Consider the following 17846-nt stretch of genomic DNA (forward strand, 5'->3'; position numbering starts at 1 on the left):
GAACAGAACGATGAGCCGATCCGCACACCCCGCCGGGCCCCGCCACGCCGATGTCTACACCGAGGGCCACTACAGCGCTCCGGCGACCGACCTGAACGTGCTGGACGACAAGGTCTGGTCCCGCACCGTCACCCGCGACGCGGACGGTGCCCTCACCGTCGGCGGGATGGAAGTCGCCCGGCTGGCCGAGGAGTTCGGCACCCCGGCGTACTTCCTCGACGAGAGCGACTTCCGGGCGCGCTGCCGCGCCTGGGCCGATGCCTTCGGGCCGGACGCCGATGTGTTCTACGCCGGGAAGGCCTTCCTGTCGCGTGCCGTCGTGCGCTGGCTCCAGGAAGAGGGGCTGAACCTCGACGTGTGCTCCGGCGGCGAGCTCGCCACCGCGCTGGACGCCGGGATGCCCGCCGAGCGCATCGCCTTCCACGGCAACAACAAGACCGTCGCCGAGATCGAGCGGGCCATCGCAGCCGGTGTCGGGCGGATCGTGCTCGACTCCTTCCAGGAGATCGTCCGCGTCTCGCACATCGCCCAGCAGCTCGGGAAGCGCCAGCGCGTACAGATCCGCGTGACGGTCGGCGTCGAGGCCCACACCCACGAGTTCATCGCGACCGCGCACGAGGACCAGAAGTTCGGCATCGCGCTGGCCGACGGACAGGCCGCCGAAGCGGTGCGCAGGGTGCTCACCCTCGACGGGCTCGAACTCATCGGCATCCACTCGCACATCGGCTCGCAGATCTTCGACATGGCCGGCTTCGAGGTCTCCGCGCGGCGCGTGGTGCAGCTGCTCGCCGAGATCCGCGACGAACACGGCATCGAGCTCCCCGAGATCGACCTCGGCGGCGGCCTCGGTATCGCGTACACCTCCGAGGACGACCCCCGCGAGCCGCACGAGATCGCCAAGGCGCTCAGCGACATCGTGACCCGCGAGTGCGAGTCGGCGAAGCTGCGGACGCCGCGGATCTCCGTCGAGCCGGGGCGCGCCATCGTAGGACCCACCGCGTTCACGCTGTACGAGGTCGGCACCGTCAAGCCCCTCGAGGGCCTGCGCACGTACGTCAGTGTCGACGGCGGTATGTCGGACAACATCCGCACCGCGCTGTACGACGCCGAATACAGCGTCTCCCTCGTCTCGCGCAGCTCCGACGCCGATCCCATGCTCGTGCGCGTCGTCGGCAAGCACTGCGAGAGCGGCGACATCGTGGTCAAGGACGCTTTCCTGCCCTCGGACCTGGCTCCCGGCGATCTGATCGCCGTGCCGGCCACCGGAGCGTACTGCCGCTCCATGGCGAGCAACTACAACCACGCCCTGCGCCCCCCGGTCGTCGCCGTGCGGGACGGCGAGGCGCGGGTGATCGTCCGGCGCGAGACGGAGGAAGATCTTCTGCGTCTCGATGTCGGCTGATGAAATAAGGGTCTCAGGATCCGGACGGGTGACAGAAACTCCCGTCCGGTGAGTGAGACTGTTCCACACATCTGAAGTATGAGAAACGAGGTCGGATGATGCGTACGCGTCCGCTGAAGGTGGCGCTGCTGGGCTGTGGAGTGGTCGGCTCAGAGGTGGCTCGCATCATGACGACGCACGCCGACGACCTCGCCGCGCGCATCGGTGCGCCGGTCGAGCTCGCGGGTGTCGCCGTGCGCCGTCCCTCCAAGGTGCGGGAGGGCATCGACCCCGCGCTGATCACCACCGATGCGACCGCCCTGGTCAAACGGGGTGACATCGACGTCGTCATCGAGGTCATCGGGGGCATCGAGCCCGCCCGCACGCTCATCACGACCGCCTTCGAGCACGGGGCGGGCGTCGTCTCGGCCAACAAGGCGCTGCTCGCCGAGGACGGCTCCGCCCTCCACGCCGCCGCCGAGAAGCACGGCCGGGACCTCTACTACGAGGCGGCCGTCGCCGGCGCCATCCCGCTCGTACGGCCGCTGCGCGAGTCCCTCGCGGGGGACAAGGTCAACCGGGTGCTCGGCATCGTCAACGGCACGACCAACTTCATCCTCGACAAGATGGACACCAGCGGCGCCGGGTACTCCGAGGCGCTCGACGAGGCCACCGCGCTCGGCTACGCCGAGGCCGACCCGACCGCGGACGTCGAGGGCTTCGACGCCGCCGCGAAGGCCGCGATCCTCGCCGGGATCGCCTTCCACACCCGGGTGAAGATCGGCGAGGTGCACCGCGAGGGCATCACCGAGGTCACCGCCGCCGACATCGCCTCCGCCCGCCGCATGGGCTGCACCGTCAAGCTCCTCGCCATCTGCGAGCGCGCGGCCGACGGCAGGTCCGTCACCGCCCGCGTGCACCCCGCGATGATCCCGCTCAGCCACCCGCTGGCCTCCGTCCGCGAGGCGTACAACGCCGTCTTCGTCGAGGCCGAGGCCGCCGGGCAGCTGATGTTCTACGGTCCCGGCGCCGGTGGCGCCCCGACCGCGTCCGCGGTCCTCGGCGACCTGGTGGCCGTCTGCCGCAACATCATCGGTGCGACCACCGGTCCCGGTGAGTCCGCGTACACGCGTCTGCCGGTCAGCCCCATGGGCGATGTCGTCACGCGCTACCACATCAGTCTCGACGTGGCCGACAAGCCTGGCGTACTCGCCCAGGTCGCGACGGTCTTCGCCGAACAGGGCGTATCGATCGATACGGTCCGACAGCAGAGCCGACATTCGAGCAGCGGCGACGAAGTTGCCATCGAGCAGGGTGGCGGCGGGCGACGGGTGGGCGGAGACGGCGAGGCATCCCTCGTCGTCGTCACCCACCGCGCGCCCGACGCAGCCCTCTCCGGGACCGTCGAAGCGCTGCGCAAGCTGGACACCGTGCGCGGTGTCGCCAGCATCATGCGTGTTGAAGGGGAGTAAGGACCCATGACCAGCAAGGGCACCCACCAGTGGCGCGGCATCATCGAGGAGTACCGGGACCGTCTTCCGGTCACGAGCACGACGCCGGTCGTCACGCTCCGTGAGGGCGGCACTCCGCTCGTCCCGGCGCAGGTCCTCTCCGAGCGCACGGGCTGCGAGGTGCACCTCAAGGTCGAGGGCGCCAACCCCACGGGGTCGTTCAAGGACCGCGGCATGACGATGGCGATCACCCGGGCCAAGGAGGAGGGCGCACAGGCCGTCATCTGCGCCTCCACCGGCAACACCTCCGCGTCCGCCGCCGCATACGCGGTGCGGGCCGGCATGGTCTGCGCCGTGCTCGTACCGCAGGGCAAGATCGCGCTCGGCAAGATGGGGCAGGCCCTCGTCCACGGCGCGAAGATCCTCCAGGTCGACGGCAACTTCGACGACTGCCTGACCCTGGCCCGCAGCCTCTCGGACAACTACCCGGTGGCGCTGGTCAATTCGGTCAACCCGGTCCGGATCGAGGGACAGAAGACCGCCGCGTTCGAGATCGTCGACGCGCTCGGTGACGCCCCCGACATCCACGTCCTGCCGGTCGGCAACGCGGGCAACATCACGGCCTACTGGAAGGGCTACAAGGAGTACGCGGGGGACGGACTGTCCACGCACACCCCGCGCATGTGGGGCTTCCAGGCATCCGGCTCCGCGCCCATCGTGCGCGGCGAGATCGTCAAGGACCCGGCGACCATCGCCACCGCGATCCGCATCGGGAACCCGGCCTCCTGGCAGTTCGCCCTGGACGCCCGGGACGAATCGGGTGGTTTCATCGACGAGGTGACGGACCGACAGATCCTGTCCGCCTACCGCCTGTTGGCCTCCCAGGAGGGTGTGTTCGTCGAGCCCGCGTCCGCCGCCTCCGTCGCCGGTCTTCTCAAGGCCGCCGAGGAGGGCAAGGTCGACCCCGGCCAGAAGATCGTCTGCACCGTCACGGGCAACGGCCTCAAGGACCCCGACTGGGCCGTCGCGGGCGCTCCGCAGCCGGTCACGGTGCCCGTGGACGCGGTCACCGCCGCCCAGAAGCTGGGTCTGGCGTAACCCGGCACTTCGCAGCTCAGTCGCCCTTTTCGGGCGGAGAGCGCATAGGAGGCGTGCGACACGCATCGTGCGCCTCCTGTGCGCCCTATGTCGCCACAGAACCTTCCTTCGATAAGCTGTGGTCAACCCGCCCCGCGCATGCGCCGCGGTGCAGTCGCCGTCATGGCTGCCGGGTACCCCATTCCGGCACCTCGGCGCCCCACGCACGCCGAGGTCCCGCCCGCATCACCCCGCCCGCATCACCCCGCACGACATCCCCGCCGCCGTACAGGAAGAGTCGTCCAACCGATGGCCGGTCCCGCGTTCCGAGCTGCCGCCGTCCGGGTGCGCGTCCCCGCAACCAGCGCCAACCTCGGCCCCGGTTTCGACGCCCTGGGCCTTTCGCTGGGGCTCTACGACGACGTCGTCGTCCGGGTCGCCGACTCCGGGCTGCACATCGACATCGCGGGTGAGGGCGCCGAGACGCTGCCCCGCGACGAGAGCCACCTGCTCGTGCGCTCCCTGCGCACGGCCTTCGACCTGCTCGGCGGACAGCCCCGCGGCCTCGAGATCGTCTGCGCCAACCGCATCCCGCACGGCAGGGGCATGGGCTCCTCGTCCGCCGCGATCTGTGCCGGCATCGTCGCCGCGCGTGCGGTGACGACGGGCGGCGACGCCCGCCTCGTCGACGCGGCCCTGCTGGAGCTGGCCACCGAGATCGAAGGGCACCCCGACAACGTCGCGGCCTGCCTCCTCGGCGGTTTCACGCTCGCGTGGATGGACGGCGGAGCGGCCAGGGCGATCAGGATGGATCCCGCGGATTCCGTCGTTCCGGTGGTTTTCGTCCCTGCCACGCCGGTACTCACCGAGACGGCACGCGGTCTGCTGCCGCGCACGGTTCCGCACGTGGACGCCGCTGCCAACGCCGGTCGTGCGGCCCTCCTCGTGGAGGCCCTGACCAGGCGCCCCGAGCTGCTGCTCGCCGCCACCGAGGACCGGCTCCACCAGGAGTACCGGGCGCCCGCGATGCCGCAGAGCGTGGAACTCGTGAACCGGCTGCGCGCCGACGGCGTCCCTGCTGTCATCTCCGGAGCGGGGCCGACCGTGCTCGCGCTGACGGAGGAGGGCTCGGCCGACAAGGTCACCCGGCTGGCGGGTGAGGGATGGGCCGCGAACAGGCTCGCGCTCGACACCACGGGCGCGAGCGTGCTGCCGCTCGCCGCGTAAGCGCACGTGATTGCCGGTGCATGAGAGGGGGAATGTTTGTTGGAGCCGGTAGTGTTAACCTCAAGTCAGCAATCGACGTCTTTGTGGCGCGTTGCTTCGTGTCCCCCTTCGGGACCACCACTCTTCCGGGAGCCTCCCCGACTGCCTGAGCAGCCTGCCTGAGCAGCTTCGAGCACGCTCCGGAACCGGCACGACACCCTCTTGCTCGTCCAGGAGTGGGCCGAGCAGGGGGATCTCGAGCCGGAACCCCGCACATTCATCTCTCCGCCGTACCCGGCGGACCACCGCCCCGGCAAGGTCCGCGATCAAAAAGATCAACAGACCGTAGCCGGACAGCACAACCGGTCGCCGAGCCAGAAGGCCGACGTCCGCTCCAGGGAAGGACCCTTCGTGAGCGACACCACCGATCTGATGGGCGTGACTGCCGACAAGAGCGTCGACAGCTCTGCGCCCGCCGAAGGTGCTGCCACTGGCACCACCGCACGGCGCCGCCGCTCCGGCACCGGCCTCGAGGGCATGGTCCTGGCCGAGCTGCAGCAGGTCGCGTCCGGCCTCGGCATCAGGGGGACTGCGCGGATGCGCAAGAGCCAGCTGATCGAGGTCATCAAGGAGGCGCAGGCCGGGAGCTCCTCCGCACCCAAGACTGCCTCCAAGGCTGCTGCCGCCACCGCCGGTACGGACGCCGAGAGCAAGCCCAAGCGGCGTGCCACGTCCAAGTCGCGTACGGGGGACGAGTCCGCCGCCGCGGCCGAGAAGCCCGCGGCCCAGCAGCAGATCGACATCCCCGGTCAGCCGGCCAGCGACGACCAGCCCACGGGCGAGCGCCGTCGTCGCCGGGCGACCGCGCAGGCGGGCAGCCCCGACACCAAGGGCGACGTCAAGGCCGAGGCCAAGGCGGAGTCGCAGGCCGCCGAGCCGAAGACCGAGGGCCGCCAGGACCGCGGCGACGAGCGCGGCGAGGCGAAGGGTGACGCGAAGGCCGAGTCCGCCGCCGACACCGCCGAGGGCCGCCGCGGGGACCGTCAGGACCGCGGCCAGCGCGGTGAGCGTGGCGACCGCGGTGACCGCCGTGACCGCCAGCGCGACCGGCGCGGCAAGGGCGACGACCAGGGCCAGCAGGGCGGCGGCCAGCGCCGTCAGGGCCAGGGTCAGAGCCAGAGCCAGAGCCAGGGCCAGGGTGGTCAGGGCCAGAGCCAGGGCCAGGGCCAGCAGGGCGGCGGCGGTCAGCAGGACGACGCCTACGACGACGAGGGCGGCCGGCGTGGCCGTCGGGGCCGTTACCGCGACCGCCGTGGCCGTCGCGGCCGCGACGACTTCGCGACCGACGTCCAGGTGGCCGACGACGACGTCCTGATCCCCGTCGCGGGCATCCTGGACATCCTCGACAACTACGCGTTCATCCGGACCTCCGGCTACCTGCCGGGACCGAACGACGTGTACGTCTCGCTCGCCCAGGTCCGCAAGAACGGCCTGCGCAAGGGTGACCACGTCACCGGTGCGGTGCGTCAGCCCAAGGACGGCGAGCGCCGCGAGAAGTTCAACGCGCTGGTCCGCCTCGACACGGTGAACGGCATGGCGCCGGAGACCGGCCGCGGCCGCCCCGAGTTCCAGAAGCTGACCCCGCTGTACCCGCAGGACAGGCTCCGTCTGGAGACCGACTCCAACATCCTGACCACCCGGATCATCGACCTGGTCGCCCCGATCGGCAAGGGCCAGCGAGGCCTGATCGTGGCCCCGCCGAAGACCGGTAAGACCATGATCCTGCAGGCCATCGCCAACGCGATCACGGTCAACAGCCCCGAGTGCCACCTGATGGTCGTCCTGGTCGACGAGCGTCCGGAAGAGGTCACCGACATGCAGCGGTCGGTGAAGGGCGAGGTCATCTCCTCGACCTTCGACCGTCCCGCCGAGGACCACACCACGGTCGCCGAGCTGGCCATCGAGCGCGCGAAGCGTCTCGTGGAGCTGGGTCACGACGTGGTCGTCCTGCTGGACTCGATCACCCGTCTGGGCCGCGCTTACAACCTGGCGGCGCCGGCCTCGGGCCGCATCCTGTCCGGTGGTGTCGACTCGACCGCGCTGTACCCGCCGAAGCGCTTCTTCGGTGCCGCGCGGAACATCGAGGACGGCGGCTCGCTGACGATCCTGGCGACCGCGCTCGTCGAGACCGGCTCGCGCATGGACGAGGTGATCTTCGAGGAGTTCAAGGGCACCGGCAACATGGAGCTCAAGCTCGACCGGAAGCTCTCGGACAAGCGCATCTTCCCGGCGGTGGACGTGGACGCGTCCAGCACCCGTAAGGAAGAGATCCTGCTCGGCAGCGACGAGCTGGCGGTTGTCTGGAAGCTGCGCCGGGTGCTGCACGCACTCGACCAGCAGCAGGCGATCGAGCTTCTCCTGGACCGCATGAAGAAGACGCAGTCCAACGCGGAGTTCCTGCTCCAGATCCAGAAGACGACGCCGGGTAACAGCAACGACTGACGTCGCATCACAAGTCACGCAGAACTGCCCTCGTCACACCGGTGACGAGGGCAGTTCTGCGTTGTAGGATCAGCTGGCTGTATGTGGGGGGGAACGTATTTTCTATACGCCCACTGTGTCGCGTTCCAGTGGGATCTTTTTCTCCCTTTTGAGTGCAACTACCCGGCGCCGTAATTTCGTTGCGCCGTGTCGATCGAAGGGATTCTTGAGTGACATCTGGCAGACGGAAGGGCTTTATCACCTTCCCCGCGGCGGTCGCCGCGCTCGCGCTGGGAACTGCGGCACTGTCCGCTGTACCCGCGCAGGCCGCCGACACGCCTCCGCTTCCGGAGAATCAGAGCGTTCAGAAGCGTGCCACGGCCTCACAGGCCGAGCTGCTGCAGACGGTCAAGGGATCGGCCGCAAAGCTCAAGCAGGGCGAATCGGGCGTGCCGGGCGCCGATCCGGAGTCCACTGCGGACGTGCCTGAGCGCACCGTGGACCCGAAGATCATCGGCGGCGTCGCCGCGACGATCACCGAGGCGCCGTGGATGGTGCAGCTGCACTACTACGACGACAAGGGCACCGCTGACACGGCGGACGACGACGGCTACTTCTGCGGTGGGACGCTCGTCGCCCCGGCAAAGGTCCTCACCGCCGCGCACTGCGTGGACGGCCTTGACTGGGCGGCGAACGGTGCTGTCGTCGGGGGGACCAGCCAACTGCCGGTCTCGGGCGACCTGCACGGTGGCCGGGCGGTCTCGGTCTGGCGGCAGTGGGTCAACCCGTCCTACAACGACGCCGCTATCAGCGGTGACGTCGCCGTACTGACGCTGGGCACGGCACTTCCGTACAAGACGCTGCAGCCGGCGTCGGGAACGGACACCGCCCTCTACGCGGCGGGCACACGCGCCACCGTCTACGGCTGGGGGCGCACAAGCTCCACCAGCCAGGACATCTCCGAGACGCTGCGCAAGGCCACCGTGCCGATCCAGTCCGACTCGACCTGCAAGTCCACCTACCCGGTGGACTTCGTGGCCGGTCAGATGACGTGTGCCGGTGTTCCGGCATCCGGCGAGGACAGCGGGACGGTTTCGCCGTGCAACGGTGACTCGGGTGGCCCGATGGTCGTCAACGGCCGGATCGCGGGCGTTGTGTCATGGGGCATGAAGGACTGCGTGGAGAAGGGCTCGTACAGCGTTTACGCGAAGACGAGCACTCTGTTCCCCAAGATCAACCCGCGGATCGACGACGCCAACCTGAACGGTGACTTCAAGGCGGACCTCTTCGCCCGCAAGTCGGCCGGTACGGCGTACAACTACTACTCGACCGGCCAGTCGTTCAGCGGAGCCGAGTCGCTCGGGGACTGGGGCGGGACCAACCTGGTCCGCCAGGTCGACTGGAACCGGGACGACTACCAGGACTACGTCTACCGCATCGGCAACGGCGACCTCTACTGGCTCCGTTTCGACGGTGTGGGCGAGTGGGTCGAGACGAAGATCGGCAAGGGATGGTCCTCCTGGAAGAACATCCTCTTCCCCGGTGACGTCACGCGTGACGGCAATCCGGACCTGGTCGGCATCGACAAGGACGGCAAGATCTGGACGTACCCGGGTCGTGGCGACGGCACCTTCGGTGCCCGCGTCGGCGGGGGCACCGGCTGGGGCAGCGTCATCGTCTTCGGCAAGGGCGACTACAGCGGTGACGGCAAGCCCGACCTGTTGACGCGTGACAGCCTGGGCCGCGTGTGGCTCTACGCGGGCCGGGACATTCCTGCCTCGCCGTACGCGCCCAAGGTCCAGGTCGGCAAGGGCTGGGGCTTCACGGCCTATGCCGGTACAGGTGACAACACCGGTGACGGCATCGCGGACGTCATCGTCCGCGACAAGGCGGGCGATCTGTGGATCTACCCGAGCCGTGGCTCGGCCACCGCGCCGTTCAGCGCACGGTACAAGGCCGGCAAGGGCTGGAACGGCTTCAACCTCCTCGGCTGATCCGGAGACGTTGACCACATCCGCCGTGATCGGGCAGCTGCCCGGGCGGAGTGGCCACCGGCCCCGAAACAGCAGGTGAGCCACCGGTTTCCGTAGGCTCGCCCGCATCATCTGTGGCCCCCGTCCCCGGACGGGGGCCACAGCTCGTTGTGCAACGCTTCTCGCTGCTCCGGCGTCCCACCGAGTGACGCCGGACCGTGCCAGTGAGTCACGGCAGGGGGTAGCAGCAAGCAACAGCGAGGGAGCCGCATGAGCGATCAGGGCAGGAGCACCGGCCGAATACGTGGCACCGGCAGCCGCCGCAGGAAACCCTCGCGGGGCCGCCGGGTGAAGACCGTGGCGCTGTGGACCGCCGCCGCGGTGGTCGTGGCCGGAGGATCCGGGCTCGGCTACGCGTACGTCAAGCTCAACGGCAACCTCGAGGGCGTCGACATCAACGCCGCACTGGGCGCGCAGCGCCCCGCCGACGTGGACAACGGTTCGCAGGACATCCTGGTGCTGGGATCGGACTCCCGCTCCGGCGCGAACTCCGGGTACGGCGCGGACGAGGGCTCCGCGCGGGCGGACACCGCGATGATCGTCCATGTCAACGAGGGGCACTCCTCCGCGAGCGTGGTCTCGGTCCCGCGGGACACCCTCGTCGACCGTCCCGCCTGCACGAGCGACACGACCGGGAAGCAGGTCGGCGCGGAGCAGGGGACGATGTTCAACTCCGCCTACCAGGTCGGCGGACCCGCCTGCGCGGTGAAGACCGTCGAGTCGATGTCGGGCATCCGCATGGACCACTACGTCGAGGTCGACTTCACCGGGTTCAAGAAGCTCGTCGACGAGCTCGGCGGCGTCAGGATCACCACCTCGCAGGCGATCGACGACCCCGACAGCCATCTCGCGCTGAAGCCCGGTCCGCACACCCTGAGCGGGGAGCAGTCGCTCGGCCTCGTCCGTACGCGCCACGACGTCGGCGACGGCAGCGACCTGGGCCGCATCCAGCTCCAGCAGGCCTTCGTGAAGGCGCTGATGGACCAGGCGAAGAGCGTCGGGGTGTTCTCGAACCCCAAGACGCTCTTCGGCCTCGCCGACACCGCGACGAAGGCCGTCACCACCGACTCGGAGCTGGCATCGGTCAAGAAGCTCACCGGCTTCGCTAACGGCCTGAAGGGCCTCGGCTCCGAGGACGTCCGGATGGTCACGCTGCCCGTCGAGTACGACCCGGCCGACCCGAACCGTGTGCTGCCGCAGGAGAAGGCGGGCCGGCAGGTGTGGGCGGCGCTCAAGCAGGACCTGCCGATCCCCGCGTCCGCCACCGCGAAGTCGGCGGGCGACAAGGGCGAAGCGGGAGACGTCGTACGGTAACGGCGCGTTCCGTCACCGTCCGGTCGCGCAGTGTTCCCGGAACACGCGGGGAATATGCGCGGCCGGTCCTCCGTTTTGGGAGATACGGCCGGTCCTGGCAGACTGGTACGTCGGCCCCGGTTCACGGACGCGCAATCCGCGCGTACGACCCGGTGCCCTCCCGAAACTAGGAGAAACCCTTGAAGCGCGAAATTCACCCCGAGTACGTCGAGACCCAGGTCAGCTGCACCTGCGGTGCGTCGTTCACCACCCGGAGCACCATCGGCAACGGCGCGATCCGCGCCGACGTCTGCTCCGAGTGCCACCCGTTCTACACGGGCAAGCAGAAGATCCTCGACACCGGCGGCCGTGTGGCACGCTTCGAGGCCCGCTTCGGCAAGGCTGCCGCTTCCGCCAAGTAGCGAGCCACTGCGCCGGTTCCCGGCGCCCTCTTGCGGGGGCGCCGGGGCCGGCGTTTTTTCCGGCTGTGCGGCCCGGGCGTCCTTGGGACGCACGGCCGGCAGCACGCCGTCCAGCAGGCCCGCAGACGTACGACGCACGGAACCAGGAGCCCGAAGATGTTCGAGGCGGTCGAGGAACTGATCGGTGAACACGCCGATCTCGAGAAGAAGCTCGCCGACCCGTCGGTCCACACCGACCAGGCCAACGCGCGCAAGCTCAACAAGCGCTACGCGGAGCTGACCCCGATCGTCGCCACGTACAGGTCCTGGAAGCGGACCGGTGACGACATCGGCACCGCACGCGAGTTCGCCGCCGACGACCCCGACTTCGCCGCCGAGGTCAAGGTCCTGGAGAAGCAGCGCGAAGAGATCACCGAGAAGCTCCGGCTCCTGCTGGTCCCGCGCGACCCCAGCGACGACAAGGACGTGCTCCTGGAGATCAAGGCGGGCGCGGGCGGCGACGAGTCCGCCCTGTTCGCCGGCGATCTGCTGCGCATGTACCTCCGCTACGCGGAGCGCGTCGGCTGGAAGACCGAGATCATCGACTCCACCGAGTCCGAACTCGGCGGCTACAAGGACGTCCAGGTCGCCGTGAAGACCAAGGGCGGCAACGGTGCCACCGAGCCCGGCCAGGGCGTCTGGGCCCGGATGAAGTACGAGGGCGGCGTGCACCGCGTGCAGCGCGTGCCCTCCACCGAGTCCCAGGGCCGTATCCACACCTCCGCCGCCGGTGTGCTCGTCACGCCCGAGGCGGAGGAGGTCGACGTGGAGATCCACGCCAACGACCTGCGCATCGACGTCTACCGCTCCTCGGGACCCGGCGGACAGTCCGTCAACACCACCGACTCCGCGGTCCGCATCACGCACCTGCCGACCGGCGTCGTCGCCTCCTGCCAGAACGAGAAGAGCCAGCTCCAGAACAAGGAGCAGGCCATGCGCATCCTGCGGTCCCGGCTGCTGGCCGCCGCCCAGGAAGCGGCCGAGCAGGAAGCCTCCGACGTCCGCCGCAGCCAGGTCCGTACCGTCGACCGGTCCGAGAAGATCCGCACGTACAACTTCCCGGAAAACCGGATCTCGGACCACCGCGTCGGCTTCAAGGCGTACAACTTGGACCAGGTGCTCGACGGCGAACTCGACGCCGTCATCCAGGCCTGCGTGGACGCCGACTCCGCCGCCAAGCTCGCCGCCGCATAAGCTGCGCCCCGCCCCGCACGTGAACCTGTACGGAGAACCGCGATGAACCTGCTGCTCGCCGAGGTGGCCCAGGCCACCCAGCGGCTGGCCGACGCCGGTGTCCCCTCGCCGCGTTTCGATGCCGAGGAACTCGCCGCATTCGTGCACGACGTCAAGCGGGGCGAGCTGCACCATGTGCCGGACGCCGACTTCGACGCCCGCTACTGGGAGACGATCGCCCGCCGCGAGGCCCGCGAGCCGCTCCAGCACATCACCGGCCGCGCCTTCTTCCGCTACCTGGAGCTCCAGGTCGGCCCCGGCGTCTTCGTGCCCCGCCCGGAGACCGAGTCGGTCGTCGGCTGGGCGATAGACGCAGTCCGTGCGATGGACGTCGTCGAGCCGCTGATCGTCGACCTCTGCACGGGATCGGGCGCCATCGCCCTCGCCATGGCACAGGAGGTGCCGCGCTCGCGCGTGCACGGCGTGGAGCTGTCGGAGGACGCCCTGCGCTGGACGCGGAAGAACGCCGAGGGGTCCAGGGTCACCATCCACCGGGGAGACGCTCTGAGCGCCCTTCCCGAGTTCGACGGCCAGGTCGACCTGGTGATCTCCAACCCGCCGTACATCCCGCTCACCGAGTGGGAGTACGTGGCGCCCGAGGCCCGCGACCACGACCCGCAGATGGCGCTGTTCTCCGGTGAGGACGGCCTCGACACCATCCGGGGCATCGAACGCACCGCGCACCGCCTGCTGCGGCCCGGTGGTCTCGTCGTCATCGAGCACGCCGACACCCAGGGCGGCCAGGTGCCGTGGATCTTCACCGAGGAGCGGGGCTGGGCCGACGCGGCCGACCACCCCGACCTGAACAACCGGCCCCGGTTCGCCACGGCACGCAAGGCCATGCCGTGACCACCGGGACACCGGAAGCGCACCACCCCTACCCGCCAGACCCGTACATGTCCGAGGAGGCCGGCTGATGGCACGGCGATACGACTGCAACGACGCGACCGACCGTACGACCGGCCTGCGTGAAGCCGCGTCCGCCGTCCGCCGCGGCGAACTGGTCGTGCTGCCCACGGACACCGTGTACGGGATCGGCGCGGACGCCTTCAGCTCCGAGGGTGTCGCCGACCTGCTCGACGCCAAGGGCCGTGGCCGCAACATGCCGACGCCCGTGCTGATCGGCTCCCCGAACACCCTGCACGGCCTGGTCACCGACTTCTCCGAGCAGGCGTGGGAGCTCGTCGACGCCTTCTGGCCCGGCGCCCTCACCCTCGTCGCCAAGCACCAGCCCTCACTGCAGTGGGACCTTGGCGACACCCGGGGCACCGTCGCGATCCGGATGCCGCTGCACCCGGTCGCGATCGAGCTCCTCACGGAGGTCGGCCCGATGGCCGTCTCCAGCGCCAACCTCACCGGACACCCCTCGCCCGAGGACTGCGACGCGGCCCAGGAGATGCTCGGCGACTCCGTGTCCGTCTACCTCGACGGCGGTCCGACCCCCGGAATCGTCCCGTCCTCCATCGTCGACGTCACCGGCAAGGTCCCGGTGCTGCTCCGGGCCGGCGCGCTGTCCGTCGAGGACCTCCGGAAGGTAGTACCTGACCTCGAGGTGGCCAATTGACCGCCCCTGAGGGGCGTGGCATAGCGGGGCGACACGACACTTTCCGCATCCTCCACGTCAGCACCGGCAACGTCTGCCGCTCGCCCATCACCGAGCGGCTGACCCGCCATGCCCTGGTGGGCCGCCTCGGCGATCCGCTCAGCGGCGGCCTGATCGTGGAGAGCGCGGGCACCTGGGGGCACGAAGGTGCGCCCATGGAGGCCAACGCCGAGGTGGTTCTCGCCGACTTCGGCGCCGACGCCACCGGGTTCGTCGGCCGCGAGCTGCTCGACGAGCACGTGATCCGCGCCGACCTGGTCCTCACCGCCACCCGCGACCACCGCGCCCAGGTGATCTCCATGGGCCACTCGGCGGGCCTGCGGACCTTCACCCTCAAGGAGTTCACCCGGCTCGTCCGGGCGATCGACCCCGCGACGCTGCCCGACGCCCGCGAGGAGGGCGTCGTCGAGCGCGCCCGCGCACTGGTGCGCGCCGCGGCGGCACTGCGCGGCTGGCTCCTGGCACCCACCGCCGAGGCGGACGAGGTCTACGACCCGTACGGCGCCCCGATCACGTTCTTCCGCTCCATCGGCGACGAGATCAACCAGGCGCTCGATCCCGTGGTGACCGCCCTGACGGGCGTGCGCGACCCGCACTGACACCGCCGGGCGCCGCGGGATCCGCAGGAACCGGCCCCGCGCCGGCGGACACCCCGGGCCCCGAGTGCGCCCGACCGGCGTACGGGGCCGCACGGCGGCAGGCAAGGGGCGCGGAGCGGGCCTACATTGGATCTGAAGCCAGCGCCCCCTCCCCAGGCCCGGAGCCGTCAGATGCCGGTCACCACTCCAGCCGCACCCGCAGCCGTGCCCCCGTCCGACACCGCGCTGCCGCAGGACTTCGGCGCGCTGGCCCGACAGGATCCGGAGATCGCCGGGATCCTTCAGGGGGAGGTCCGGCGGCAGTCGACCACGCTGCAGCTCATCGCCGCCGAGAACTTCAGCTCGCCCGCGGTCCTCGCCGCCCTCGGCTCCCCGCTCGCCAACAAGTACGCAGAGGGCTACCCGGGCGCCCGCCACCACGGCGGCTGCGAACAGGCCGACGAGGCCGAACGTGTCGCGGTCAGGCGTGCCATGTCGCTCTTCGGCGCCGAGCACGCCAACGTGCAGCCCCACTCCGGCTCCTCGGCGGTCCTGGCCGCCTACGCGGCGCTGCTGCGCCCCGGTGACGCGGTGCTGGCCATGGGACTCCCGTACGGCGGGCACCTCACCCACGGCGCCCCCGGCAACTTCTCCGGCCGCTGGTTCGACTTCACCGGATACGGCGTCGACCCCGACAGCGGACTCATCGACTACGCGCAGGTCCGTTCCCTGGCCCGCGCCCACCGCCCCAAGGCGATCGTCTGCGGCTCCATCTCCTACCCGCGCCACCCCGACTACGAGACGTTCAGGGAGATCGCCGACGAGGTCGGTGCGTACCTGATCGCCGACGCCGCCCACCCGATGGGCCTGATCGCCGGGGGAGCGGCGCCCAGCCCCGTCCCGTACGCGGACGTGGTGTGCGCCACGACGCACAAGGTGCTGCGCGGGCCCCGCGGCGGCATGATCCTGTGCGGCGCGGAGCTGGCCGAGCGGATCGACCGTGCGGTGTTCCCGTTCACCCAGGGCGGCGCCCAGATGCACACCGTCGCGGCCAAGGCCGTCGCGTTCGGAGAGGCGGCGACCCCGGCCTTCGCGCTCTACGCCCACCAGGTCGTCGCCCATGCGCGGGTGCTCGCCGCCGGACTGGAGGCCGAGGGCTTCGAGATCACCACGGGCGGTACGGACACCCACATCGTCGTTGCCGACCCCGGCACGCTGGGCGTCGACGGCCGCACGGCCAGGGAGCGGCTCGTCGCCGCGGGCATGGTGCTCGACACCTGTGCCCTGCCGTACGGGGACGCCCGCGGGATCAGGCTCGGCACCGCGGCCGTCACCACTCAGGGCATGGACGAATCCGACATGGCGCGGATCGCCGCGCTGTTCGGCGCTGCGGTGAGGGACGGGGCGGACGCCGAACGCCTGCGGGCCGAGGTGCGTCAACTCACAGAGCGGAATCCGCCGTACCCGGGGTAGGCGATGTCTGTGCAACCATCACCCGTACCTTGGAGTCCTTGCTCATGAGACTAGGGTGTGGGGCTGAGATGGCCGGCGAAATCTGTGGGGCAGCCCGTGCGTGATTACCTGCTGACGCTCTGTGTCACGGCCGCAGTTACCTATCTGCTGACGGGACCGGTGCGGAAGTTCGCCATCGCGGTCGGGGCGATGCCCGCGATCCGTGCGCGCGACGTACACCGAGAACCGACACCGCGGCTCGGTGGCATCGCCATGTTCGGCGGACTGTGTGCGGGACTGATCGTCGCGGACCACCTGTTCAACCTGAACGGTGTCTTCGAGCTCTCCAACGAACCGCGTGCGCTGCTGTCCGGCGCGGCCCTGATCTGGCTGATCGGCGTCCTGGACGACAAGTTCGAGATCGATGCGCTGATCAAGCTCGGCGGACAGATGATCGCCGCCGCGGTCATGGTCATCCAGGGTCTGACGATCCTGTGGCTGCCCATCCCCGGCGTCGGCACGGTCGCCCTCACCCAGTGGCAGGGCACGCTGCTCACGGTCGCGCTGGTCGTGATCACCATCAACGCGGTCAACTTCGTCGACGGCCTGGACGGTCTCGCGGCCGGCATGGTCTGCATCGCGTCCGCGGCGTTCTTCCTGTACACCTACCGCCTCTGGTACGGGTACGGAATCGAGGCGGCGGCCCCCGCGACGCTCTTCGCCGCGATCCTGATGGGCATGTGCCTGGGCTTCCTGCCGCACAACATGCACCCGGCCCGGATCTTCATGGGCGACTCGGGGTCGATGCTGATCGGTCTCGTGCTGGCAGCGGGTGCGATCTCCGTCACCGGGCAGGTCGACCCGGACGCGATGAAGCTCTTCGAGGGCAGTGAGCGCCAGGCGACCCACGCGATGCTGCCCGTCTTCATCCCGCTGTTGCTGCCGCTGACGATCATCGCGATCCCGGCTGCCGACCTGGTGCTCGCGATCGTGCGGCGTACCTGGAACGGACAGTCGCCGTTCGCGGCCGACCGCGGGCACCTGCACCACCGGCTGCTGGAGATCGGGCACTCGCACAGCAGGTCCGTGCTGATCATGTACTTCTGGTCCGCGCTGATCGCGTTCGGCGCGGTCGGCTACTCAGTGCACTCGGCGTCCCTGTGGATCGTTCTGGTGATCGTGGGCCTCAGTGCCGTCGGTCTGGTGCTGCTGCTCATGCCGCGCTTCACCCCGCGCGCGCCCCGTTGGGCGGAGGCCTTCGTGCCGCCGCGCTACCGGCGCCGCAGCAGTGACGGGGCGGATGAGCAGGGCTCGTACACCGTTTCGGGGGAGGCCCCGAAGGACCAACAGGGGCCCGCAGGCTCGCAGATGGCCGCCGGGACCCCGGAACAGGTCCCGGTCGCCGTGGGCGTCTCCGGCGTCAACGGGGCGACCGCGATCGGCTCCCGTTCTCGGTTCAGTCATCGCGACCGCGCCGATTCGCCGCGTTGACGATTCGGACGCCGAGGCTCATTACCAGGCAATGTGCCGTGTTGTCCTGCACACACGCGCGGACTAACTCTCATGTGTGACAGTTGGCACACTTTCCAGGTAAAGA

The 17846-nt window shown here is 69.9% G+C and carries 14 protein-coding genes; all 14 read left to right on the forward strand.

Translation table 11 applies throughout. The features are described 5' to 3' along the window. The first annotated feature begins 10 nt into the window (after window positions 1–10). On the forward strand, window positions 11–1402 hold the full coding sequence (lysA, locus tag ABZS61_RS22150; RefSeq protein WP_356423776.1) for a diaminopimelate decarboxylase: 1392 nt from the start codon (window positions 11–13) through the stop codon (window positions 1400–1402). Window positions 1403–1497: 95 nt separating this feature from the next. After that, window positions 1498–2853: a homoserine dehydrogenase gene (locus ABZS61_RS22155; RefSeq protein WP_356423779.1), complete on the forward strand. Its 1356-nt coding sequence runs from the start codon at window positions 1498–1500 to the stop codon at window positions 2851–2853. A 6-nt stretch (window positions 2854–2859) separates the two neighbouring features. After that, window positions 2860–3930, forward strand: coding sequence for a threonine synthase (gene thrC / locus ABZS61_RS22160; RefSeq protein WP_356423782.1), 1071 nt, complete (start codon window positions 2860–2862; stop codon window positions 3928–3930). Between the two features lie 288 nt (window positions 3931–4218). Beyond that, a complete protein-coding gene (gene thrB / locus ABZS61_RS22165; RefSeq protein ID WP_356423786.1) occupies window positions 4219–5136 on the forward strand; it encodes a homoserine kinase in 918 nt (305 codons plus the stop codon). 390 nt (window positions 5137–5526) lie between these two features. Then, window positions 5527–7617, forward strand: coding sequence for a transcription termination factor Rho (gene rho, locus ABZS61_RS22170; RefSeq protein WP_356423789.1), 2091 nt, complete (start codon window positions 5527–5529; stop codon window positions 7615–7617). 209 nt (window positions 7618–7826) lie between these two features. Beyond that, window positions 7827–9590 (forward strand): trypsin-like serine protease, encoded by a 1764-nt coding sequence (locus ABZS61_RS22175; RefSeq protein WP_356423792.1) that lies wholly within the window; start codon window positions 7827–7829, stop codon window positions 9588–9590. Between the two features lie 249 nt (window positions 9591–9839). Continuing rightward, entirely contained in the window at window positions 9840–10943 is a 1104-nt protein-coding gene (locus tag ABZS61_RS22180) for an LCP family protein (RefSeq protein WP_356423795.1), read from the forward strand. Window positions 10944–11122: 179 nt separating this feature from the next. Then, window positions 11123–11344 carry a 50S ribosomal protein L31 gene (gene rpmE / locus ABZS61_RS22185; protein WP_356423798.1) on the forward strand — a complete coding sequence of 74 codons (222 nt, stop codon included), beginning with the start codon at window positions 11123–11125 and terminating at the stop codon, window positions 11342–11344. A gap of 156 nt (window positions 11345–11500) precedes the next feature. Next, on the forward strand, window positions 11501–12577 hold the full coding sequence (gene prfA, locus ABZS61_RS22190) for a peptide chain release factor 1 (RefSeq protein ID WP_356423801.1): 1077 nt from the start codon (window positions 11501–11503) through the stop codon (window positions 12575–12577). Window positions 12578–12619: 42 nt separating this feature from the next. Next, window positions 12620–13465, forward strand: coding sequence for a peptide chain release factor N(5)-glutamine methyltransferase (prmC, locus tag ABZS61_RS22195; RefSeq protein WP_356423804.1), 846 nt, complete (start codon window positions 12620–12622; stop codon window positions 13463–13465). A gap of 67 nt (window positions 13466–13532) precedes the next feature. Beyond that, window positions 13533–14180 carry an L-threonylcarbamoyladenylate synthase gene (locus ABZS61_RS22200; RefSeq protein ID WP_329207325.1) on the forward strand — a complete coding sequence of 216 codons (648 nt, stop codon included), beginning with the start codon at window positions 13533–13535 and terminating at the stop codon, window positions 14178–14180. Then, the gene (locus ABZS61_RS22205) at window positions 14177–14818 is read left to right on the forward strand and encodes a protein-tyrosine-phosphatase (RefSeq protein ID WP_356423808.1); all 642 of its coding nucleotides are present in this window, start codon (window positions 14177–14179) and stop codon (window positions 14816–14818) included. The genes ABZS61_RS22200 and ABZS61_RS22205 overlap by 4 nt, the downstream gene beginning before the upstream one ends. A gap of 171 nt (window positions 14819–14989) precedes the next feature. Beyond that, complete coding sequence (glyA, locus tag ABZS61_RS22210; protein WP_356423811.1) at window positions 14990–16270, forward strand: serine hydroxymethyltransferase; 1281 nt, start codon at window positions 14990–14992, stop codon at window positions 16268–16270. Window positions 16271–16366: 96 nt separating this feature from the next. Continuing rightward, window positions 16367–17740: an MraY family glycosyltransferase gene (locus tag ABZS61_RS22215; RefSeq protein ID WP_356423814.1), complete on the forward strand. Its 1374-nt coding sequence runs from the start codon at window positions 16367–16369 to the stop codon at window positions 17738–17740. Window positions 17741–17846 lie beyond the last annotated feature (106 nt).

The sequence above is a fragment of the Streptomyces sp. NPDC005566 genome (assembly GCF_040605575.1).
Taxonomy (GTDB): domain Bacteria; phylum Actinomycetota; class Actinomycetes; order Streptomycetales; family Streptomycetaceae; genus Streptomyces.